General features: G+C 60.6%; 23 protein-coding genes and 1 tRNA gene. 16 read left to right on the top strand and 8 right to left on the bottom strand.

Annotated elements, in window-relative coordinates:
* The first annotated feature begins 84 nt into the window (after positions 1–84).
* Entirely contained in the window at positions 85–348 is a 264-nt protein-coding gene (locus tag ACTWJ5_RS01880; protein ID WP_444437356.1) for a helix-turn-helix domain-containing protein, read from the top strand.
* A 125-nt stretch (positions 349–473) separates the two neighbouring features.
* Here the strand turns inward: ACTWJ5_RS01880 and ACTWJ5_RS01875 are convergent, their stop codons facing one another.
* From ACTWJ5_RS01875 to ACTWJ5_RS01865, 3 genes are read right to left on the bottom strand one after another with little or no spacing between them, the layout of a single operon-like run.
* A complete protein-coding gene (locus tag ACTWJ5_RS01875; protein ID WP_444437355.1) occupies positions 474–1496 on the bottom strand; it encodes an RES family NAD+ phosphorylase in 1023 nt (340 codons plus the stop codon).
* A 5-nt stretch (positions 1497–1501) separates the two neighbouring features.
* Positions 1502–2443, bottom strand: a complete 942-nt coding sequence (locus tag ACTWJ5_RS01870) for a sce7725 family protein (protein ID WP_444437354.1) — start codon at positions 2441–2443, stop codon at positions 1502–1504.
* Between the two features lie 4 nt (positions 2444–2447).
* The gene (locus ACTWJ5_RS01865; RefSeq protein ID WP_105248146.1) at positions 2448–3350 is read right to left on the bottom strand and encodes a sce7726 family protein; all 903 of its coding nucleotides are present in this window, start codon (positions 3348–3350) and stop codon (positions 2448–2450) included.
* A gap of 369 nt (positions 3351–3719) precedes the next feature.
* Between ACTWJ5_RS01865 and ACTWJ5_RS01860 the strand changes: the two genes are divergently transcribed.
* On the top strand, positions 3720–4367 hold the full coding sequence (locus tag ACTWJ5_RS01860; protein WP_105248147.1) for a recombinase family protein: 648 nt from the start codon (positions 3720–3722) through the stop codon (positions 4365–4367).
* 44 nt (positions 4368–4411) lie between these two features.
* Here ACTWJ5_RS01860 and ACTWJ5_RS01855 read toward each other — a convergent pair whose 3' ends face one another.
* Complete coding sequence (locus ACTWJ5_RS01855; RefSeq protein ID WP_444439714.1) at positions 4412–4534, bottom strand: hypothetical protein; 123 nt, start codon at positions 4532–4534, stop codon at positions 4412–4414.
* 228 nt (positions 4535–4762) lie between these two features.
* Here ACTWJ5_RS01855 and ACTWJ5_RS01850 point away from each other — a divergent pair, with 228 nt between their 5' ends.
* Positions 4763–5302: a hypothetical protein gene (locus ACTWJ5_RS01850; RefSeq protein WP_109932100.1), complete on the top strand. Its 540-nt coding sequence runs from the start codon at positions 4763–4765 to the stop codon at positions 5300–5302.
* On the opposite strand, the gene ACTWJ5_RS01845 is transcribed toward ACTWJ5_RS01850, so the two are convergent.
* Positions 5299–6525 (bottom strand): tyrosine-type recombinase/integrase, encoded by a 1227-nt coding sequence (locus tag ACTWJ5_RS01845; RefSeq protein WP_444437353.1) that lies wholly within the window; start codon positions 6523–6525, stop codon positions 5299–5301. The two genes, ACTWJ5_RS01850 and ACTWJ5_RS01845, sit on opposite strands and share 4 nt — an antisense overlap.
* 102 nt (positions 6526–6627) lie before the next feature.
* Between ACTWJ5_RS01845 and ACTWJ5_RS01840 the strand changes: the two genes are divergently transcribed.
* Positions 6628–6699: transfer RNA gene (locus ACTWJ5_RS01840), tRNA-Arg, on the top strand.
* A gap of 61 nt (positions 6700–6760) precedes the next feature.
* On the opposite strand, the gene ACTWJ5_RS01835 is transcribed toward ACTWJ5_RS01840, so the two are convergent.
* Both ACTWJ5_RS01835 and ACTWJ5_RS01830 read right to left on the bottom strand, forming a co-directional pair.
* The gene (locus ACTWJ5_RS01835; protein WP_074978062.1) at positions 6761–7276 is read right to left on the bottom strand and encodes a hypothetical protein; all 516 of its coding nucleotides are present in this window, start codon (positions 7274–7276) and stop codon (positions 6761–6763) included.
* Positions 7277–7399: 123 nt separating this feature from the next.
* The gene (locus ACTWJ5_RS01830; RefSeq protein WP_009615035.1) at positions 7400–7885 is read right to left on the bottom strand and encodes a hypothetical protein; all 486 of its coding nucleotides are present in this window, start codon (positions 7883–7885) and stop codon (positions 7400–7402) included.
* Positions 7886–8160: 275 nt separating this feature from the next.
* Between ACTWJ5_RS01830 and ACTWJ5_RS01825 the strand changes: the two genes are divergently transcribed.
* The 7 genes from ACTWJ5_RS01825 (at position 8161) to ACTWJ5_RS01795 (ending at position 13528) form a co-directional block, all read left to right on the top strand.
* Positions 8161–8751, top strand: coding sequence for an amino acid synthesis family protein (locus ACTWJ5_RS01825; protein ID WP_043316353.1), 591 nt, complete (start codon positions 8161–8163; stop codon positions 8749–8751).
* 26 nt (positions 8752–8777) lie between these two features.
* The gene (locus tag ACTWJ5_RS01820) at positions 8778–9611 is read left to right on the top strand and encodes an alpha/beta fold hydrolase (protein WP_009615033.1); all 834 of its coding nucleotides are present in this window, start codon (positions 8778–8780) and stop codon (positions 9609–9611) included.
* Complete coding sequence (locus ACTWJ5_RS01815; RefSeq protein WP_444437352.1) at positions 9608–11089, top strand: aldehyde dehydrogenase; 1482 nt, start codon at positions 9608–9610, stop codon at positions 11087–11089. The genes ACTWJ5_RS01820 and ACTWJ5_RS01815 overlap by 4 nt, the downstream gene beginning before the upstream one ends.
* A gap of 10 nt (positions 11090–11099) precedes the next feature.
* Complete coding sequence (locus ACTWJ5_RS01810; RefSeq protein ID WP_009615031.1) at positions 11100–11585, top strand: flavin reductase family protein; 486 nt, start codon at positions 11100–11102, stop codon at positions 11583–11585.
* Positions 11586–11776: 191 nt separating this feature from the next.
* Entirely contained in the window at positions 11777–12166 is a 390-nt protein-coding gene (locus tag ACTWJ5_RS01805) for a carboxymuconolactone decarboxylase family protein (protein ID WP_009615030.1), read from the top strand.
* 41 nt (positions 12167–12207) lie between these two features.
* Positions 12208–12960, top strand: coding sequence for a GntR family transcriptional regulator (locus ACTWJ5_RS01800; RefSeq protein WP_043269684.1), 753 nt, complete (start codon positions 12208–12210; stop codon positions 12958–12960).
* A 4-nt stretch (positions 12961–12964) separates the two neighbouring features.
* Entirely contained in the window at positions 12965–13528 is a 564-nt protein-coding gene (locus ACTWJ5_RS01795) for an NUDIX hydrolase (protein WP_116424687.1), read from the top strand.
* Between the two features lie 322 nt (positions 13529–13850).
* Here the strand turns inward: ACTWJ5_RS01795 and ACTWJ5_RS01790 are convergent, their stop codons facing one another.
* Entirely contained in the window at positions 13851–14144 is a 294-nt protein-coding gene (locus tag ACTWJ5_RS01790; RefSeq protein WP_009615027.1) for a DUF1330 domain-containing protein, read from the bottom strand.
* A 77-nt stretch (positions 14145–14221) separates the two neighbouring features.
* On the opposite strand from ACTWJ5_RS01790, the gene ribBA reads away from it, so the two are divergent.
* From ribBA to ACTWJ5_RS01765, 5 genes are all read left to right on the top strand, one after another.
* A complete protein-coding gene (gene ribBA, locus ACTWJ5_RS01785; RefSeq protein WP_444437351.1) occupies positions 14222–15352 on the top strand; it encodes a bifunctional 3,4-dihydroxy-2-butanone-4-phosphate synthase/GTP cyclohydrolase II in 1131 nt (376 codons plus the stop codon).
* Between the two features lie 351 nt (positions 15353–15703).
* A complete protein-coding gene (locus ACTWJ5_RS01780) occupies positions 15704–16729 on the top strand; it encodes an ABC transporter substrate-binding protein (protein WP_074978288.1) in 1026 nt (341 codons plus the stop codon).
* Positions 16714–17661 (top strand): ABC transporter permease, encoded by a 948-nt coding sequence (locus tag ACTWJ5_RS01775; protein WP_116424685.1) that lies wholly within the window; start codon positions 16714–16716, stop codon positions 17659–17661. Before ACTWJ5_RS01780 ends, ACTWJ5_RS01775 begins: the two co-directional genes overlap by 16 nt.
* A 6-nt stretch (positions 17662–17667) precedes the next feature.
* Complete coding sequence (locus ACTWJ5_RS01770; protein ID WP_116424684.1) at positions 17668–18477, top strand: ABC transporter permease; 810 nt, start codon at positions 17668–17670, stop codon at positions 18475–18477.
* Positions 18478–18494: 17 nt separating this feature from the next.
* Entirely contained in the window at positions 18495–19634 is a 1140-nt protein-coding gene (locus ACTWJ5_RS01765; RefSeq protein WP_116424683.1) for an ABC transporter ATP-binding protein, read from the top strand.
* The last annotated feature ends 302 nt before the right edge of the window (positions 19635–19936 follow it).

The following is a 19936-nucleotide window of genomic DNA, read 5'->3' as shown; positions in this document are numbered from 1 at the left end:
CACCCTGAAATTCACAATATACTGTGAAGACGCAGCCGCAGTCTGAGCTGACAGTGCCCTCTCCACACAGCAGAGGGCCTGGGCTTGGACGACGTCGCGGCAGCATTCGGAAAGGCGCTTCGACAGAAGCGGAAAGAGGCAGGGCTTACGCAGGAGGAATTAGCGCTTCAAGCAGATGTTCAGAGGAACTATGTCAGCTTGATTGAGCGCGGCATCAACCAACCGACCATAACAGTGATATTCAAGCTGGCAATACCTCTAAGATGCTCTCCATCCGAGATAGTCGCTAGTGCAGAAAGAATCTTCACACAAGAGAAAAATCAGATCAAACCCAACCTTTCCCCTTAAGTATCGAAGCTTACTATATTCACCCTATGGGGTACTGGTTCTTCAAGTCTGAGCATCCCCATGCATGAAGTAATTAACAGCAGCGTCACCACCACGCCTCCAAATACAAGAGCTATAAATCTGCTCTAAAGCGGGTCAGACTCAACCGAAACTCTCGAGACGTAGTGCGTCGCCGCACTCTTAGGCTGAGCCTTCTGCGGGTAAAAAAGGGCCATATTCATTTCATTCCCAACGGAGCTTTTATATACAACTCCGTCAAAGCCAATATTTTTTATTAGCTCACACAAATACTGACTTGGAATATAATCAATTGCAGCTGACCGAGGAAGCACCGGGCGAGTCAACTCATCACCCAGCCTTTCAAGAAACTCTATATCAGCCCTAAGTTGCGAGAGATCAGACTCACTCTCACAAATAAATGGGGTTACCAGTTTTCGGGGCTCTCTAAGATCAGCAAGTTTCACTTCGTCGACTATAAAAAATTCGGCTACTGTCACTCGCTCACCAGTATGCGGCCTAATCTCTGAGATAGCTGTAGTCAAATCAGATGCCATATACAAGTATGATATACCTACGGGATTAGCCCTCCCGTGCGTAGCCTTGTCCTTAGGGGGCGCCCCCATTTTTTCCAGTGGATATGGTTCTTCAGACTCCTGAATTCTTGCTCGAAACCAAGTCTGCGGTATTTGCTGATTTTCTAGAATCAACTGCGAGGTAAGAAAATCCATTCGCTCACGGCTAATAGTGTCTTGGGGGAAGAATCTATTCTCCTCCATCAACTCAGTCCTAAGCCGAGTCCAAGTAGCTAAGCTTTGTGATGATGACTGCGAATGCGGGACGAAATTCTTACGCAACAAGTTGGCATCATCATATATCTCTCCTAGTAAATCTTTTGCCTGAAGCATTGATAGACTATCGAACAGTCTCCAGTCGCTTTTAAACCATTCAGCCAAGTTTCTCCCATCATTTGCGGACTCAGTATATAGCCCCTGCAACAACTCAAACAGCTCTCTTAATTTCAACGGCTCTATGAGAACAACCCCTTGAGCCTGACAAAAGGAGCAGATACCGAAACCAGTGTGCTTATCTTGGATTTCACGACTGATTTGTTTATCTTGAAAACAGTTACTACAGCAGTGCTTTGGCATGAAATTCAACCTTCACTTAAATATTTAGCCAAAGTCTCTACATGATGCTTCATTGACAACTTTTTAATGTATCCTAAGCCAGGAAAATGACCAGACTCATGTAAGCGGATAAACTCTTTTACCGCCGAACTTTTGTATACTTTAGAGTCTTCCGAATTCACTTCTTTTACGAGCTTTGTTAGCGCTTCGTAAAATTTCCCAGCCGGGTCTGTTGGAGTATCCTGTCTATCGGATTTGAAGTGATGGACAAACATTGCATCATCCATCTCTTTATCTATGAACGTAAGATGAATAGCAACGGCATAGGCAGGACCACCGGTCTCAGAGTACTCATCACCGACTATTAGGAAGTCTCCAAAACCGGTCATCCCTTCTTCCGAATATGTCACATGCAAGTCAGAGAATGGTTCAACATCTGGGTACTTGCTATTTGGCTGACGTTTGAATCCGTCCCTAAGCAAAATCCTCTGCGGGGAATCGAAATGACGCCGATATAGCTTCCCACAATGCGCCTCAAAGAAAACGTGATCCGCCTTTATACCCTCATTAGTGATTGCAATTGACAGATCCTTCGGTTCAGGGAAGTCAGCATGAATGAACGTCAGTGGCTTATTCTTATATTTCTCGCTGAGCTCAATCGCCTTCCATGTATTCATGTTTGAGCTCAATAATATCCCAACCGAGATATTTTCATAGTCATTGAGCTCTGAATCTATAAGAGCATGAAGCGAATCGGCCTTCTCTGTATGATCCCCATAATATGGATTAACAACCAGAACTGCTGACGCCTTATTTTCCTTAAGGTCGTCAATAACTCGTTTCAGCCCATTGAGAGACTCTCGTACAGGCTCGATAATCGGTACAAATCCACTAGCCGCGAAGAGCTTCGCACACTCGCGAACAGCTAATAAGTCAAACTGCTTACCCCTAAAATATGGATAATACATTCCATTATGCCCAGGCAAGGGCCTCCCTGATTGGTGTATTTATTGCCCCTATGAGCTTGGGGTGATCCCTTTCTTTAATTGGCACTGAAAATACGGCTGCCGCAAGTGAACTCGGCATGGCTGCGATGAAACTGGAGAGAGAACTAGAACTTCTTGACTGACGCACCACCTTAACCATACTTTGGTGCACGCTTGCTGGGTCAAGCTCTCTAAAAATATCGAGCAATGCCCTGCGTACCTCCGTATTCGGCACATTTGGCGCAGAAATTCCGAACTCTGCAAGCACCTGTATACACTCTCTAGCCTGTAGAGAATTACATATTGTTTCAGGCGAAACTCTATCTGGACGCTCAATGGCCTCTCTAATTGTTGAGATAGAGAATCTATCGCTCAACAGCAATACACCTGTTTCATCGCTGGTACTTTTTAGAACCTCTTCCGCATGATTTTCTCCGGTCACAACATAGACCTTTGCAAACAGCTTTCTATATGATTCAAGCTGATTCTCAAGACGATCCAGTCGATCTCTCTCGGACTTTATCTCGTAAGCGGTTGATGTACCATTAAATATAGCAATATCGACCTTGCAAGTTTCTACACGAAACTCAGTAAGCATTGCAGCTGTATTCAACGAGTGACGGCCGAGCATTAGCTTGCTCGTTATCGCAGCTTTGTAAGTATACTCCGTCCTATATATTTTCTTTTTAATAAAAGAGAACGCAGTATCAAATACGGAGCTGACCGAGTCAGATGAATGCAAGCTATCAACCAGCCTGCTCTCAATAAGCAACCGGGAAAAAAGGGGAGATTTTCCCTTAGAGGCTAACTCTCGAACGACAGCAGCAGAAAATAGTCGCGTAATGGCGGACTGCTGGGTTGAATCGAGAGCTTTTAAGCTATTACACATGCTGCAAAGTATCCATCGCTAGCCTCGCCAGTAGATCTAGTTGATCGTGGTGAGCTTCCCTGGCCATCTGCTGAAGCCGACCGAATGTGGTTCGGCAGTGAACATATTGTGCCTGATCTGCATGACTAATGCCGAGCTCAAGCGTTGTCAAGCCACAATACGCTTTCAACGAATGACAAGGGGTCAGCAGCCCACCAGTACAGCCCGGCCAACGACAGCGTACGACGCTCGGAACCTCACATTGCTCACTACTCTTCCGATAGGAACGCACACCCGGCCCACGGACTATCATTAGTCACTTTTCACAAGACAAATGATAGATTATCATTTGCCTCACGAATAGAATGTCTAAACGATAGAGCAGCCAGAATGGTCGAAGCACACCTGTACTTGAGGGCATCCACCAAGGATCAAGACGCGAACCGCGCGCGCGAAGCACTCCTTTCCTTTGCAAAGGAACGCGGGTACACAGTGGTCAATATCTATGCGGAAAACTTCAGCGGCACCAAGCTTCAGCGGCCAGAGCTACATAAGCTTCTAAGCAGCGCAACTCCTGGCCAGATTCTTTGCGTGGAGTCGGTTGACCGCCTATCAAGGCTGACTCAGGAGGATTGGAGTCACCTCAAATCCACAATCAACTCCAAAGGCCTGCGTTTGGTTGTGGCGGATCTACCGACGAGTTGGGCACCACCCGCCAGCGCAAATCAAAGCTCAACGGATATTGTGGCTTCAGTTCTTTATGTAATAAACAACATGCTCATTGACCTCATGGCCACAATGGCTCGGATAGATCAAGAGAAGAGAGTTGAGCGTATTAAGCAGGGACTTGCAAACAAGAAGCTCGCCGATCCGTCATGGAAGGCTACAGGGAAGAGCAAAAACACAGAGAAGTGGGCTACCGCCGAGAAGCTTCTAAAGGGGCGTGAAGCTAGTGGCATGACGATGAAAGAAATAGCACGGGCAGCCGACGTTGGAGAGGCTACCGTCTATAGAGTCAAGAAAGAGCTCGGCTTATAGGGCTCAGAGCGTACTGGGAGCATGTCCCGTACGCTCCTCCTTCATCACCTAGAGTTCTCCCTAGCCTGGCGAGTGATGAATGCCTCCAAGTCCCGGACCAACACCAATCGGCGCCGACCAAGCTTGAAACTCTCAACCTCACCACGAGCAAGAATCTCGTAGAACATTGACCGAGCAACACCGATCAATCGGGCGCCCTCCTCAACCCCAACAGACAGTGGGCCTATCGCTTGCTGATGACTCATTGGTGCTCTCCTAGACTCAGCTCGTACCCCAGAGCGCGGCACGTGTAACCACATTACAGTGCCACCACAGATGTGGCAACACATTTTCTTGTGTTGCCAAAGAAACGATGGCAAGCTAAGCCCCATCACCTGTCGTGGAGCCTACGAAAAATGGCGGTTAGGAAGAAATCGGAGACCATTCATCTTCGCGTGCAACCCTTATCAAAGCTCCTTTTGGAAGGCCTAGCCAACGCTGCGAACACCACATCCACACGCATCATCGAGGATTTGATTCTAGAGGCCGCCAAAGAAGACGAGGTCGTCGACATTGACGAGATAATCGATGACCGGTTCCTGAAGAATGGAAAACTCAGCCTGATTGATGCGCTCACAGCAGCCTATCATTCGGAAGAACCTATTCTGACCAAGCTAAGAACTTACTATCTTGCTGGCGATGCACTAAGCTATAGAGAGAATGTTATTGCAAGAACAATCCTGTACCACCCAGAATTTTTCTCGGGTGACCAAGAGATTTTTTCTGCAAAAGAAAAGATAATAAAAGAAGAATGCCTTCATGAAATACCCAGAATTAATCTGGAGAGAATCGCAGAAAGCATGAGCTCTCTTGAAAGCTTTGCGGCTTTCAAAGAGAAGAACCCAAAGCTAAAAACAAAATACAGTGAGTTTCTCAAAATGGCAGAGCTGGACTAGCCACCGAAGCTTATTAACTCCACCGCAGCCGCCTTACTCTCTGGGGCCAAATGAGCATAACGTAAAGTCATGCTGATATCTGAGTGCCCCAGCAACTCTCGCACAGTATTAAGAGGAACACCTGCCATAACAAGTTTTGACGCAAAGGTATGGCGAAGATCGTGCCAACGGAAACCATCGACTTTTGCGGAGATAAGCAACGCCATCCAAGATTTTTTGACGTTATTGAGGCGTTTCCCACCTTTCCCTGGAAAGACATACCCTCCCACTCCCTCTTGTTGTGCCTCCCACTCTCTTAAGACCTCGCGCGCTTCTAGATTCAATGGAATATGTCGAGTTTGGCCAGATTTAGCTCCACCGCCCTCTACTGTCACCATTTTATTTTTCAGATCAACATCACCCCACTTAAGGTTAAACGTCTCACCACGACGCATCCCAGTATTAATAGCCAGCAACACCAATGGTTTTAAATGATCAGTAAACTTCAAAGCATATAAGTCTGGCAGTAACTCGTGCTTACGCTGAGCGCGCCACTCGTTGGCGCTTTGTCGCTCACTGCGCATAGCGTCCTGGCGTTCATCCAGAGCTTTGCGTAAGCGTCCCTCCTCCTCCTCCGTCAGGTAGCGAACCCGGCCGCGCTGATCGACCTTTAGGCGACGGACTTTCACAAGCGGGTGAACCTCAAGCACCCCCCAGTCAACGGCACGCGACAGAGCGCCCTTTAAGCGCACAAGATTGCGGTTGGCAGTAGCTGGCACCAGCCCCGACTCAAGCCAGCAGGAGCGCAGCTTCTCGATACGCCTGGCATCGATTTCATCGAGGCGCAACGGCATCAACTCGGCAAAGCTGTGGCGAATAGCTCTAAGCCCGTTCTCACCGTCCTTGTGGTGCTCTAATGCCCAGGGCTCATATTGGTCATCTAGGAAGGCCTCCAATGTGGGGATCGTGGCGTCTCTTCTTCCAGAGGTAACGACCAACGGCTCACCGTGCTCGTGAGCCTCGGCAAGATAGCGCGCCGCCTCTTTACGCGCCTGATCCAATGTCATTTTGCCCACACGCCCCAACGTCACATTTTTATTTCGAGCCCATGTAACCATGTAGGACATGTGGCCAGACGGAAGCACCCGGATGAAAAGCCCAGGCTGCTGGGTGTCATGCACCCGGTAGGCTTTGGTTCCTGGTTCTAATCCCCTTATGAGCTTCAATGTGACCTTAGTTTTCATGGCAGCATCGCTTGTGACAGCATGGTGACAGCAAGAATAACCATACTAGACCGATTTAGCGGACACAACCATACAGCAAGATGCTGATATACAAGGAAATATGCAGTACACTCTAGTACTAAAAATGCCCTCCGAAGGCAGGGGTCGTGGGTTCGAATCCCGCCGGATGCGCCATCTACATAAAAGGCTCAGGTGAAAACCTGGGCCTTTTTCGTTTTCGCGCTCGCGGCCGGGCTCACTGCCCCATGATCTGCCGATAGCGACGCTGGTATTCCTCGTAGCTCAGGTTGCCCTGTTGCTGCTGCAGTTGCTGGAGTTGCTGGTCCCTGCTGCTGTATGAGGTGGCGGGAGCCTGCCAGTTCTGGGGCGGTTGTTGGCGGTAATCCTGTGCGTAGCCGCCGCATCCCGGCTGTTCGTTGTCGATGATCAGGTTGCCTTTCACGTTGACCTCGGCATACCCGAAGATGAACGCGAAGAACTCCTGATTGATCACCACGTCGGACAGGCCGACGGCACAACGATCCTTCTCCACTGCCCGGTCAATAGCGGTCTTCAGGTTCGGATTGCCCAGCGGGAAAAGCACGATAGCTACACTGTCGCTACCTTCGACGCGCTTGCCGGTGGAAATGGCGGATGAGTGCAGGTTGAAATTCTTGGTACTGGCTACCGTCAGGTCGGCGACCCGCGTCGAACATCCGCTGATGGCAGTGGCAGTGAGAAATGCGAGTGCAGTGAAAGCGATGGCGCGCATGCGACCTCCTTGTCATGGATGGCTGCATTTTGCCATCACCAAAACTTCCACGTCATCTTTCTGCAGCGCCCAGCTGTCAACCAGGGCGCCCACCACCCATTTGGCTCTCGGAGCCACCGGCCCCTAGCCCTTGCCAGCAATCTCCCCAGCCTTCCACTTACGCTCGAACTCGCGCTTGGCACGAAGCTTCTGGTTCTGGCATTCCACCATCTGTTGGTCTGTCTGCCAGTTGCTGCAACCCCGCGGCTCCTTGTAGAAGTCCTGCCACGCAGCATCTTTCTCCCGTTGCCGTTCGATCTGGGCTGCCCATGCCTCGTTCGCTCGCTGCTGCTCCACCGCAGACTGCCGGCGAGCTTCTTCTTCGGACATCGTCTGGCGGACCTGCCGTTGCTGACGCTCGGCCTCTTGCCTAGCCTGTAGCTCCCGAAGCTTCGCATTGGCTCGCTCCTGGGCTGCGTGGGTGTTGACCAGCATTTCCTCCTGCATGTTGGAGAAGGTGTGGGTGATCACCTGCATCCCCACGAACCAGATCAGCAGGCCCGCCCCGAGGCCGATGACCGCCTTGATGAGTGCTCGTTCCAGTTCCCGTGCAAAAGTCGACTTCGCCATTCCCTTGGTCCTTGTGCCTGATAGCGTAATGCTACTTTCCCGACCGCCCATGACGGAAGACAGAGGCAGGTCAACCGTGACCTGAACCGGCTACACCAACCCCTTCCTCACCAAGCAACCAAAGCCCATTCCCGCTGAGTCCCCGAGCCTTCCGACAAGCCCCTCCTCAACCATCCGTCGCCAGACCCCACCGCCTTTGCCACCCTGCCTCTTGCACTTCCAATATTATGGTATACCATCAGACCAAATCGCACAGAGACACCCAAGGAGTGCCCATGAGCTTCGAAATCCGCAAGATCGTCAGCTACGTCGAGGAAACCTTCATCGAGGGCGGCAAGGCTGCCGAGAAACCGGTGTCCATGGCCGGGCTGGCCGTGGTGATCAAGAACCCCTGGGCGGGCCGCGGCTTCGTCGAGGATCTCAAGCCGGAGATCAAGGCCAACTGCTCCGAGCTGGGCGCGCTGATGGTCGAGCGCCTGACCGCGCTGATCGGTGGCGCCGACAAGATCGAGGCCTATGGCAAGGCCGCCGTGGTCGGCGCCGATGGCGAGATCGAGCATGCCTCGGCGGTGATCCACACCCTGCGCTTCGGCAACCACTACCGCAAGGCGGTGGACGCCAAGAGCTACCTGAGCTTCACCAACAAGCGCGGCGGCCCGGGCACCTCGATCCAGGTCCCGATGATGCACAAGGACGACGAGGGCCTGCGTTCGCACTACATCACCCTGGAGATGCAGATCGAGGACGCGCCGCGCGCCGACGAGATCATCGTGGTCCTGGGCGCCGCCGACGGTGGCCGCCTGCACCCGCGCATCGGCAACCGCTACATCGACCTGGAAGAGCTGGCCGCCGAGCAGGCCCAGTGATCCCGCGGCCAGTGCAGGAGCGTTCCATGATTCGGCTCACCGCTGAACACACACCGGCCGGCACCAGTTACCTGGCGACCGGCCAGGGCCAGCCCGTGGTACTGATCCACGGCGTGGGCCTGAACAAGGAAATGTGGGGCGGGCAGATCGTCGGCCTGGCCCCGCACTACCGGGTCATCGCCTACGACATGCTCGGCCACGGCGCCAGCCCGCGCCCCGAAGCGGGCACCGGGCTGGTCGGCTACGCCGCGCAGCTGCGCGAGTTGCTCGACCACCTGCAGATCCCGCAGGCCACGGTCATCGGCTTCTCCATGGGTGGCCTGGTGGCGCGCGCCTTCGCCCTGCACCATCCGCAGCGGCTGCAGGGGCTGGTGATCCTCAACAGTGTGTTCAACCGCAGCGCCGAACAGCGCGCCGGCGTCATCGAGCGCACCCGCCAGGCCGCCGAACACGGTCCCGACGCCAACGCCGAGGCGGCCCTGTCGCGCTGGTTCAGCCGCGAGTACCAGGCCGCCAACCCGGCGCAGATCGCGGCCATCCGCCAGACCCTGGCGAGCAACGACCCGCAGGGCTACCTGACCACCTACGAATTGTTCGCCACCCAGGACATGTACCGCGCCGACGACCTGGGCAGCATCCAGGCGCCGACCCTGGTCGCCACCGGCGAGCTGGACCCCGGCTCGACCCCGGAGATGGCCCGGCAGCTGGCCGCGCGCATTCCCGGCGCGCAGGTGGCCATACTCGATGAACAGCGCCACATGATGCCGGTGGAGTCGCCGCGCCTGGTCAACCAGGTGCTGCTGGACTTCCTGCACCAGGCCCTGAGCCTGCCGAACCAGACCAAGGGGATAGTCGCATGACACTCGCCCGCTTCCAGATGTGCATCGACGGCCAATGGCTCGATGCGCTTTCCGGCAAGACCTTCGAAAGCCTCGACCCGTCCAGCGCGCAGCCCTGGGCGCTGCTGCCCGACGCCGCCGAGGAAGACGTCGAGCGCGCCGTGCAGGCCGCGCAGAAGGCCTTCGACAATCCGGCCTGGCGCAAGCTCAGCGCCACCGCCCGCGGCAAGCTGCTGCGCCGCCTGGGCGACCTGATCGCCGAGAACAAGGAGCACCTGGCCCAGCTGGAAAGCCGCGACAACGGCAAGCTGATCCGCGAGACCCGCGGCCAGGTCGGCTACCTGCCGGAGTTCTTCCACTACACCGCGGGCCTGGCCGACAAGCTCGAAGGCGGCACCCTGCCGATCGACAAGCCGGACATGTTCGCCTACACCGTGCACGAACCGCTGGGCGTGGTGGCCGGGATCATCCCCTGGAACAGCCCGCTGTACCTCACCGCGATCAAGCTGGCCCCGGCCCTGGCCGCCGGCAACACCATCGTGCTCAAGCCCTCGGAACACGCCTCGGCGACCATCCTCGAACTGGCCCGCCTGGCCCTGGAAGCCGGCTTCCCGGCCGGCGTGGTGAACGTGGTCACCGGCTTCGGCCCGAGCACCGGCGCAGCCCTGACGCGTCACCCGCTGGTGCGCAAGATCGCCTTCACCGGCGGCGCCGCCACCGCCCGCCACGTGGTGCGCAGCAGCGCGGAGAACTTCGCCAAGCTGTCCCTGGAACTGGGCGGCAAGTCGCCGAACATCATCTTCGCCGATGCCGACCTGGACAGCGCCATCAACGGCGTAGTGGCCGGCATCTACGCCGCCACCGGGCAGAGCTGCGTGGCCGGCTCGCGCCTGCTGGTGCAGCGTGAGATCTACGACGAATTCGTCGCCCGCCTGATCGCACGCGCCCAGCGCATCCGCATCGGCAACCCGCAGGAAGACGCCAGCGAGATGGGCCCCATGGCCACCGCGCAGCAACTGGCGGTGGTCGAAGGCCTGGTGGCCGCGGCCCAGGCCGAGGGCGCGCGCCTGCTGATGGGCGGCAAGCGCCCCGAGGGCCAGGGCGAAGGCTGGTACTACGAACCGACGCTGTTCGCCTGCGACAGCCACTCCATGCGCATCATGCAGGAGGAAGTGTTCGGCCCGGTGGCCTCGGTCATCCCCTTCGACGACGAAGCCGAGGCGCTGGCCCTGGCCAACGACTCGCAGTACGGTCTGGCCGCCGGCATCTGGACCCGCGACCTGGGCCGCGCCCACCGCCTGGCGCGCGACGTGCGCTCGGGGATCATCTGGGTCAACACCTACCGCGCGGTCTCGGCCATGGCGCCGATCGGCGGCTTCCACCAGAGCGGCTACGGCCGCGAGAGCGGCATCGACTCGGTGCTGGCCTACACCGAACTGAAGACGGTGTGGATCAACCTCTCGCAGGCGCCCATGCCCGACCCCTTCGTGATGCGTTGAGGAACAGACCATGATCGAACCCGGAATCTACAAGGAAGTCATGGGCTCCTTCCCCTCGGGGGTGACCGTGGTCACCACCCTGGACGCCGAGGGCGGCATCGTCGGCATCACCGCCAGCGCCTTCAGCGCGCTGTCCATCGAGCCGGCGCTGGTGCTGTTCTGCCCCAACTACGCCTCGGACACCTACCCGATCCTGCGCGACAGCAAGCAGTTCGCCATCCACCTGCTGTGCGCCGACCAGCAGGCCGAGGCCTACGCCTTCGCCGGTAAAGGCAAGGACAAGGCCAAGGGCATCGACTGGCACCTGAGCGAGCTGGGCAACCCGCTGCTGGCCAAGGCCACGGCGATCATCGAGTGCGAGCTGTGGCGCGAGTACGACGGCGGCGACCACGCGATCATCGTCGGCGCGGTGAAGAACCTGATCCTGCCCGAGCAGGCGGTGACGCCCATGGTCTACCACCGCGGCAAGCTCGGCGCCCTGCCGCAGCTGGCCTGATCGTCCCGTCCTCGTGGGAGCGAGCAAGCTCGCTCCTACAGGTACAGGAGAAACACTGACGTAGGATGGCGTTGAGCGAAGCGATACCCATCACCACGGCCGCATGGGTTTCGCAAGCCCGACCCATCCTACGAGAAGCATCTCGGAGCAGCCGGCAGACAGTTGCTCCTATATGAAAGAAGGAGCATGCGATGAGCAACGAGAAGTACGACAAGGGCCTGGCGATCCGCACCCAGGTGCTGGGCGAGGCCTACGTGAACAAGTCGCTGGCCGCGGCCGACGACTTCGGCAAGCCGCTGCAAGAGCTGGTCACCGAGTACTGCTGGGGCCACGTCTGGGGCCGCGAGGGTTTGTCGCTGAAAGAACGCAGCATGATAAACTTGGCGATGATTTCGGCCCTCAACCGGCCGCACGAACTGAAGCTGCACATCCGCGGCGCCCTGCGCAACGGGCTCAGCCGCGAGCAGATCCGCGAAATCCTGCTCCAGGTCGGCATCTATTGCGGCATCCCGGCGGCGGTCGACAGCTTCCGCCTGGCCCGCGAGGCCTTCGCCGAGGCCGATGCCGAGACCCAGGGCTAGGCCGCTTCACCCTACGGACAGCCATTACCAGAGCGGACCACATGAAACGCTTGCCCCTCGACGATAGCTTCAAGGTCAACCGCAACCCCGTGACCCTGCGCGAGATTGTGCTGGACAAGCTGCGCGGCGCCATCCTCAACTTCCAGCTGCTGCCCGGCGACCGCCTGGTCGAGCGCGACCTCTGCGACCGCCTGGGCGTCAGCCGCACCTCGGTGCGCGAGGCCCTGCGCCACCTGGAGTCCGAGGGGCTGGTGGAGTTCGCCGACGCCAAGGGCCCGCGGGTGGCCATCATCACCCTGGAAGACGCCTGCGACATCTACGAGCTGCGCTGCGTGCTCGAAGGGATGATCGTCCAGCTGTTCACCCTCAACGCCAAGGCCAAGGACATCCGCGCCCTGGAACGCGCCCTCGAGGAGAACCGCAAGGCCCTGGAGGAAGGCGACCTGCAGCAGGTGCTGGATTCGGTGCAGGGCTTCTACGACGTGCTGCTGGAAGGCTCGGGCAACCGCATCGCCGCCACCCAGCTGCGCCAGTTGCAGGCGCGCATCAGCTACCTGCGCGCCACCTCGGTGTCCCAGGCCAACCGCCGCGGGGCGAGCAACCAGGAGATGGAGAAGATGGTCGCGGCGATCAAGAGCGGCGACCCGGCGGCCGCGCACCAGGCCTCGGTGGACCACGTGCGCGCGGCGGCCAAGGTGGCGCTGGACTACCTGAAGTCCAAGCAGGAAGAGGGTGGCAAGGTCCGCGAGATCGCCACTCCCATCGTCCTCAAAGAACCGCGCATAGGCCGCTGACGCCATGCCCGCCCCGCGCTTCTGCCCGCAGTGCGGCGGCGACCGGATGGAGCGCCGCCAGCCGCCGGGGGACACCCACGAGCGGCTGCTGTGCGGCGCCTGCGGCTACATCCACTACGAGAACCCCAAGGTCATCGCCGGCTGCATCATCGAGCGCGACGGCTGCTACCTGCTGTGCCAGCGCGCCATCCCGCCGCGCCCCGGCACCTGGACGCTGCCGGCCGGCTTCATGGAAAGCGGCGAGACCACCGAGCAGGCGGCCCTGCGCGAGGTCTGGGAAGAGAGCGGCGTGCGCGCCGAAATCCTCTCGCCCTACTCCATCTTCAGCGTGCCGAAGATCAGCGAGGTCTACATCATCTTCCGCGCCCAGGCCCTGGAGATCGCCGACGCCTACGGGCCGGAGACATTGGACCGGCGCTTCTTCGCGCCCGAGGACATTCCCTGGGAGCAGATCTACTACCCGGCGATCCGGCAGATTCTCGAGCGCTATATCGAGGAGCGGCAGGCGGGGGTGTATGGGATCTACATGGGGAATGACGATAGCGGGAAGATTCATTTCATTCGCTGAGCTTCCTGCGTCGCGTCCTCTTTTGTAGGAGCGAGCTTGCTCGCGAACGGTGCTTGCCGGGGATTTGGGCGCTGGGATTGAGAGCGCCCTCTCCCTAACCCTCTCCCTGAAGGGAGAGGGGACCGTTCGGCTTCAAGCGTAACCTTGGCGCTCGCCGGCACATGCGAAGTTGCTGGCCAGCACAGGACCCGAAGCAGGCACGGACAAGCCCCCTCTCCCTTCAGGGAGAGGGTTGGGGAGAGGGGACGAGGTTCACCTCAAACACCAGTGCTGCCGGGAAACTCCGTTCGCGAGCAAGCTCGCTCCTACGAAAACCCCTCCCTCAGGGCTCGACGCCCTCGACAATGATCACCTCCGCCCTCGCCGCCCCCTGCCGCTGCGCCCACGCCTCCTGGTACTCCTTCGACCGATAGCACGCCACGGCCTGCTCATAGGAATCGAACTCGATCACCACGCTGCGCTGCGGCGTCGGGCGGCCTTCCAGGGCTTCGGAGCGGCCGCCGCGGGCGAGGATGCGGCCGCCATACAGGGCGAAGGCCGCTGGCGCGCGACGGGTGTATTGGCTGTACTGCTCGGGGTCTGTGACGTCCACGTGGGCGATCCAGTAGGCCTTCATGGCAACCTCTTGGCGATGGATATTTTGTGTATGATGGTATACCAGAATTTTCTGACTGCCACACCCCGGAGCCGGTCATGCCGTTCAATACCACCGAAGAAATCATCGAGGACTTCCGCCAGGGCCGCATGGTGCTGCTGGTGGACGACGAGGACCGCGAGAACGAGGGCGACCTGCTGCTGGCCGCCGAGTTCTGCACGCCCGACGCCATCAACTTCATGGCCCGCGAGGCGCGCGGGCTGATCTGCCTGACCCTCACCGAGGAACACTGCCAGCGCCTGGGGCTGGAGCAGATGGTGCCGAACAACGGCAGCCCCTACTCCACCGCCTTCACCGTCTCCATCGAGGCGGCCACCGGGGTGACCACCGGCATCTCCGCCGCCGACCGCGCGCGCACCGTGCAGGCCGCCGTGGCGCCGGGCGCCAGCGCCGAGGATATCGTCCAGCCCGGGCACATCTTCCCGCTGCGCGCCCGCGAGGGCGGCGTGCTCACCCGCGCCGGGCACACCGAGGCCGGTTGCGACCTGGCACGCCTGGCCGGGCTGACGCCGGCGGCGGTGATCGTCGAAGTGATGAACGACGACGGCAGCATGGCCCGCCGCCCCGAGCTGGAAGCCTTCGCCGCGCAGCACGGGATCAAGATCGGCACCATCGCCGACCTCATCCACTACCGCCTGAGCACCGAGCACACCGTGCGGCGCATCGGCGAGCGCGAGCTGCCCACGGTGCACGGCAGCTTCCGCCTGGTGACCTTCGAGGACCGCATCGAGGGCGGCGTGCACATGGCCATGGTGATGGGCGAGGTCGACCCCGCCGAGCCGACCCTGGTGCGCGTGCACGTGATCGACCCGCTGCGCGACCTGGTCGGCGCCGAATACGCCGGGCCGCCCAACTGGACGCTCTGGGCGGCGCTGCAACGGGTAGCCGAGGAAGGCCGCGGCGTGGTGGTGGTGCTGGCCAACCACGAGTCGTCCCAGGCGCTGCTGGAGCGCGTGCCGCAACTCACCCAACCGAGCCGGCCGTTCACCCGCTCGCAGTCGCGCATCTATTCGGAGATCGGCACCGGCGCGCAGATCCTCCAGGACCTGGGCGTGGGCAAGCTGCGCCACCTCGGCCCGCCGCTGAAATACGCCGGCCTCACCGGCTATGGCCTGGAAGTGGTGGAAAGCCTGCCCTTCGACGACTGGAAGCCGGCAACCGAGGCCTGACCACCGGTCGGCCGATGCTGGCCGCCGGCCAGCTTGCCGGCGCCCGGACATGTGGATAAAGGCTAGAAAAATCAGTCGATTGCCGCCACCGGGCGGCAGCCGAAAAGCCGCCAGGGACGGCGCCAAGCGGCAATCCACGGGGCCCGGAACGGGGAGGAGACTTGCAGAAAGTTTGGAATACCATAATATGACATTCCGTAGGCCGACGATTGTCTCGGCGCCCCCGAACACGGGACAGCCTGAACAACGCTCCGGACAAGGCCGACCCTGACAGGCCCAGATGGCCACTGCTCCTGATGGGCAGGCACAGACCGCCTGCCCGCGCACAAACACAACAACGAGGGCATGTACATGGTGTTCAAGAAACGTGCAGTCGCGGCGACTCTCGCCGCCATCCTGGGCCTGGCCGGCACCGCCGCCAGCGCCGCCGACGCGATCAGCTTCGTCAGCTGGGGCGGCACCACCCAGGACGCCCAGAAGCAGGCCTGGGCCGAGCCCTTCAGCCAGGCCAGCGGCGTCCGCGTGGTGCAGGACGGCCCCACCGACTACGGCAAGCTCAAGGCCATGGTCGAAAGCGGCAACGTGCAGTGGGACGTGGTGGACGTGGAGGCGGACTTCGCCCTGCGCGCCGCCGCCGAAGGCCTGCTGGAGCCGCTGGACTTCAACGTGGTCAAGCGCGACCGCATCGACCCGCGCTTCGTCTCCGACCACGGCGTCGGCTCCTTCTACTTCTCCTTCGTGCTCGGCTACAACCAGGGCAAGGTCGGCGGCAACGCCCCGCAGGACTGGAGCGCGCTGTTCGACACCAAGACCTACCCGGGCAAGCGCGCCCTGTACAAATGGCCGAGCCCCGGCGTGCTGGAACTGGCCCTGCTGGCCGACGGCGTGCCCGCCGACAAGCTCTACCCGCTGGACCTGGACCGCGCCTTCAAGAAGCTCGACAGCATCAAGAAGGACATCGTCTGGTGGGGCGGCGGCGCCCAGTCCCAGCAACTGCTGGCCTCCGGCGAGGCGACCATGGGGCAGTTCTGGAACGGCCGCATCTACGCCCTGCAACAGGACGGCGCGCCGGTGGGCGTGAGCTGGAAGCAGAACCTGGTCATGGCCGACTTCCTCGTCGTGCCCAAGGGCTCGAAGAACAAGGACGCGGCCATGAAGTTCCTCGCCGAGGCCTCCAGCGCCAAGGGCCAGGCCGACTTCGCCAACCTCACCGCCTACGCCCCGGTGAACCTCGACAGCGTCGGCCAGCTCAAGGGCGACCTCGCCCCCAACCTGCCGACCGCCTACGCTAAGGATCAGATCACCCTCGACTACGCGTACTGGGCCAAGAACGGCCCGGCCATCGCGGCACGGTGGAACGAATGGCTGGTCAAGTGAAAATGACGGCCGTTCCCCACGGCCGCTCCACTCCCGTCGACGGCGCCGCGCGCGCCGCCGACGCGGTGCAAACGAGGTCGCCGATGAAGCCGCAAGGCGTGTCGCCCTGGCGCGGTTCGGCCAAGCTGCTGCCGGCCCTGCTGTTCCTCGGCCTGTTTTTCCTCGCCCCGCTGGTGGGGCTGCTGCTGCGCGGCGTGCTCGAACCCACCCCGGGCCTGGACAACTACGCCCAGCTGTTCGCCAACTCGGCCTACACCCGGGTGCTGTTCAACACCTTCGCGGTCGGCGCGCTGGTCACCCTGATCAGCCTGCTGCTGGGCTTCCCCCTGGCCTGGGCGATCACCCTGGTGCCGCGCGGCTGGGGCCGCTGGCTGCTGAACATCGTGCTGCTGTCGATGTGGACCAGCCTGCTCGCCCGCACCTACTCCTGGCTGGTGCTGCTGCAGGCCTCGGGGGTGATCAACAAGGTGCTGATGGCCCTGGGCATCATCGACCAGCCGCTGGAGCTGGTGCACAACCTCACCGGCGTGGTGATCGGCATGAGCTACATCATGATCCCGTTCATCGTCCTGCCGCTGCAGGCGACCATGGCGGCCATCGACCCCATGGTGCTGCAGGCCGGCTCGATCTGCGGCGCCAGCCCCTGGAGCAACTTCTTCAAGGTGTTCCTGCCGCTGTGCCGGCCGGGGCTGTTCTCCGGCGGGCTGATGGTGTTCGTCATGTCCCTGGGCTACTACGTCACCCCGGCGCTGCTGGGCGGCGCGCAGAACATGATGCTGCCGGAATTCATCGTCCAGCAGGTGCAGTCCTTCCTCAACTGGGGCCTGGCCAGCGCCGCCGCGGCGTTGCTGATCCTGATCACCCTGGTGCTGTTCTACGTCTACCTGAAAGTGCAGCCGGAATCCCCGGTCGGCGCCAGTAACGCGAGGTAAGCCGCCATGCTGCTCTCCCCCAATGCCATGGGCCCGCGCCTGCGCGGCGGGCTGTACCTCACCACCGGCCTGATCGCCGCCTTCCTGCTGCTGCCGATCGTGTTCATCGTGCTGCTGTCGTTCGGCTCCTCGCAGTGGCTGGTGTTCCCGCCGCCGGGCTGGACGCTGAAGTGGTACGTCCAGTTCTTCGCCAACCCCGAGTGGATGGACGCGGCCCTGGCCAGCCTCAAGGTCGCGGTGCTGACCACCATCTGCGCGGTGGCCCTGGGCCTGCCCACCGCCTTCGCCCTGGTGCGCGGCAGGTTCCCCGGCCGCGAGCTGCTCTACGGGCTGTTCACCCTGCCGATGATCGTGCCGCTGGTGATCATCGCCGTGGCGGTGTACGCGCTGTTCCTCAAGCTGGGCTACACCGGCACGCTGTTCGCCTTCGTGGTCAGCCACGTGATAGTCGCCCTGCCCTTCACCATCATCTCGATCATCAACTCGCTGAAGCTGTTCGACCAGTCCACCGAGGACGCCGCGGTGATCTGCGGCGCCTCGCGCCTGCAGGCGGTGTTCAAGGTGACCTTCCCGGCCATCCGCCCGGGCATGGTCGCCGGCGGCCTGTTCGCCTTCCTGGTGTCCTGGGACGAGGTGGTGCTCAGCGTGATGATGGCCAGCCCGACCCTGCAGACCCTGCCGGTGAAGATGTGGACCACCCTGCGCCAGGACCTGACCCCGGTGATCGCCGTCGCCTCGACGCTGCTGATCGGCCTGTCGGTCCTGGTGATGCTCGCCGCCGCGCTGCTGCGCCGGCGCAATGAAGTCAGCGCCTGAGCGCGAGGAGTCAGACAATGAGTGCCGTCATTCAAGAAACCGCGCAGGGCGGGACCCTGGTCAGCCTGCGCAACCTGAACAAGCACTACGGCGACTTCACCGCCGTGGACAACATCAACCTCGACATCCGCGACGGGGAATTCCTCACCTTCCTCGGCTCCAGCGGCTCGGGCAAGAGCACCACGCTGTCGATGCTGGCCGGCTTCGAGACGCCCAGCAGCGGCGAAATCCTGGTGGAAGGCAAGTCGCTGGTGAACGTGCCGCCGCACAAGCGCGACATCGGCATGGTGTTCCAGCGCTACTCCCTGTTCCCGCACCTGTCGGTGCGCGACAACATCGGCTTCCCGCTGGACATCCGCAAGCAGAAGGGCGACGCCCGCGAGCGCCGCGTCGACGCCATGCTCAAGCTGGTGCAGCTGGAGAAATTCGCCCAGCGCCGCCCGGCGCAGCTTTCCGGCGGCCAGCAGCAGCGCGTGGCCATCGCCCGCGCGCTGGTCTACGAGCCGCGCATCCTGCTGATGGACGAACCCCTGGGCGCGCTGGACAAGAAGCTGCGCGAAGACCTGCAGGACGAACTGCGCCACCTGCACCGCCGGCTGGGCATCACCATCGTCTACGTCACCCACGACCAGGAAGAGGCGATGCGCCTGTCCCAGCGCATCGCCATCTTCAGCCACGGCAAGATCGTCGGCCTGGGCAGCGGCTACGACCTCTACCAGAACCCGCCGAACACCTTCGTCGCCTCCTTCCTCGGCAACTCCAACTTCCTCCGCGTGCAGGCCCAGGGCAATGCCGCGGCGCGCTTCGAGAGCGCCAGCCTGGCCATCCGCCCCACCGGCGGCCTGCGCGAAGGCCAGGACCTGGTGCTGATGGTCCGCCCGGAAAAGGCCCTGGCCCTGAGCGCCGAACAGGCCGCCGCGCAGCCCCTGCAGGCCGGCTGGAACGAAGTGGGCGCGACCGTGCAGGAAGTGGTGTTCCTCGGCGAGAGCCAGACCTGCAGCGTGACCACCGTGGGCGGCACCCAGCTGACCCTCAAGGCCCTCTCCGGCGGCCAGCCGCTGCACCCGGGCAGCCCGGTGCGCGTGCGCTGGGCCGCGGCCGACGCCTGCGTCTACAGCCAGTGGAACGAAAGCGACCTGGTGAAGGGCGCGCACTGACCCTTTGAAGTCCCTTGCGCCCCCGGCCGTTGTGGCGGCCGGGGGCTTTTTTTTGCCTGCGCCCCCCACCCGCGCCACATTTCCCCGTAGGAGCGGACTCCGTCCGCGATAGCCGGAACCTCCGGCGCGCTTCGCGGATAAGATCTGCTCCTACGCCCCCCACCCACACCATTCCCTACGCGCAAAATCGCGGGCAGGGCCCGCTCCTACAGATTGCCGGGAGGCACGGTATTCCTCCCCCGTAGGAGCGGACCTTGTCCGCGATAGCCGGAACCACTGGCGCGTTTCGCGGATAAGATCCG

The sequence above is a fragment of the Pseudomonas sp. A6 genome, assembly GCF_052367875.1.
Taxonomy (GTDB): Bacteria; Pseudomonadota; Gammaproteobacteria; order Pseudomonadales; family Pseudomonadaceae; genus Pseudomonas; species Pseudomonas citronellolis.
Note: the sequence above shows the minus strand (reverse complement) of the source record. Positions and strands in the feature narration are given on the sequence as shown.

What these genes read in the sequence shown, in the direction of transcription:
- ACTWJ5_RS01875 (WP_444437355.1), bottom strand. Translation starts at nt 1,496, where the DNA reads ATGCCAAAGCACTGCTGTAGTAACTGTTTTCAAGATAAACAAATCAGT.
- ACTWJ5_RS01870 (WP_444437354.1), bottom strand. Translation starts at nt 2,443, where the DNA reads ATGTATTATCCATATTTTAGGGGTAAGCAGTTTGACTTATTAGCTGTT.
- ACTWJ5_RS01865 (WP_105248146.1), bottom strand. Translation starts at nt 3,350, where the DNA reads ATGTGTAATAGCTTAAAAGCTCTCGATTCAACCCAGCAGTCCGCCATT.
- ACTWJ5_RS01860 (WP_105248147.1), top strand. Translation starts at nt 3,720, where the DNA reads ATGGTCGAAGCACACCTGTACTTGAGGGCATCCACCAAGGATCAAGAC.
- ACTWJ5_RS01855 (WP_444439714.1), bottom strand. Translation starts at nt 4,534, where the DNA reads ATGTTCTACGAGATTCTTGCTCGTGGTGAGGTTGAGAGTTTCAAGCTT.
- ACTWJ5_RS01850 (WP_109932100.1), top strand. Translation starts at nt 4,763, where the DNA reads ATGGCGGTTAGGAAGAAATCGGAGACCATTCATCTTCGCGTGCAACCC.
- ACTWJ5_RS01845 (WP_444437353.1), bottom strand. Translation starts at nt 6,525, where the DNA reads ATGAAAACTAAGGTCACATTGAAGCTCATAAGGGGATTAGAACCAGGA.
- ACTWJ5_RS01835 (WP_074978062.1), bottom strand. Translation starts at nt 7,276, where the DNA reads ATGCGCGCCATCGCTTTCACTGCACTCGCATTTCTCACTGCCACTGCC.
- ACTWJ5_RS01830 (WP_009615035.1), bottom strand. Translation starts at nt 7,885, where the DNA reads ATGGCGAAGTCGACTTTTGCACGGGAACTGGAACGAGCACTCATCAAG.
- ACTWJ5_RS01825 (WP_043316353.1), top strand. Translation starts at nt 8,161, where the DNA reads ATGAGCTTCGAAATCCGCAAGATCGTCAGCTACGTCGAGGAAACCTTC.
- ACTWJ5_RS01820 (WP_009615033.1), top strand. Translation starts at nt 8,778, where the DNA reads ATGATTCGGCTCACCGCTGAACACACACCGGCCGGCACCAGTTACCTG.
- ACTWJ5_RS01815 (WP_444437352.1), top strand. Translation starts at nt 9,608, where the DNA reads ATGACACTCGCCCGCTTCCAGATGTGCATCGACGGCCAATGGCTCGAT.
- ACTWJ5_RS01810 (WP_009615031.1), top strand. Translation starts at nt 11,100, where the DNA reads ATGATCGAACCCGGAATCTACAAGGAAGTCATGGGCTCCTTCCCCTCG.
- ACTWJ5_RS01805 (WP_009615030.1), top strand. Translation starts at nt 11,777, where the DNA reads ATGAGCAACGAGAAGTACGACAAGGGCCTGGCGATCCGCACCCAGGTG.
- ACTWJ5_RS01800 (WP_043269684.1), top strand. Translation starts at nt 12,208, where the DNA reads ATGAAACGCTTGCCCCTCGACGATAGCTTCAAGGTCAACCGCAACCCC.
- ACTWJ5_RS01795 (WP_116424687.1), top strand. Translation starts at nt 12,965, where the DNA reads ATGCCCGCCCCGCGCTTCTGCCCGCAGTGCGGCGGCGACCGGATGGAG.
- ACTWJ5_RS01790 (WP_009615027.1), bottom strand. Translation starts at nt 14,144, where the DNA reads ATGAAGGCCTACTGGATCGCCCACGTGGACGTCACAGACCCCGAGCAG.
- ribBA (WP_444437351.1), top strand. Translation starts at nt 14,222, where the DNA reads ATGCCGTTCAATACCACCGAAGAAATCATCGAGGACTTCCGCCAGGGC.
- ACTWJ5_RS01780 (WP_074978288.1), top strand. Translation starts at nt 15,704, where the DNA reads ATGGTGTTCAAGAAACGTGCAGTCGCGGCGACTCTCGCCGCCATCCTG.
- ACTWJ5_RS01775 (WP_116424685.1), top strand. Translation starts at nt 16,714, where the DNA reads ATGGCTGGTCAAGTGAAAATGACGGCCGTTCCCCACGGCCGCTCCACT.
- ACTWJ5_RS01770 (WP_116424684.1), top strand. Translation starts at nt 17,668, where the DNA reads ATGCTGCTCTCCCCCAATGCCATGGGCCCGCGCCTGCGCGGCGGGCTG.
- ACTWJ5_RS01765 (WP_116424683.1), top strand. Translation starts at nt 18,495, where the DNA reads ATGAGTGCCGTCATTCAAGAAACCGCGCAGGGCGGGACCCTGGTCAGC.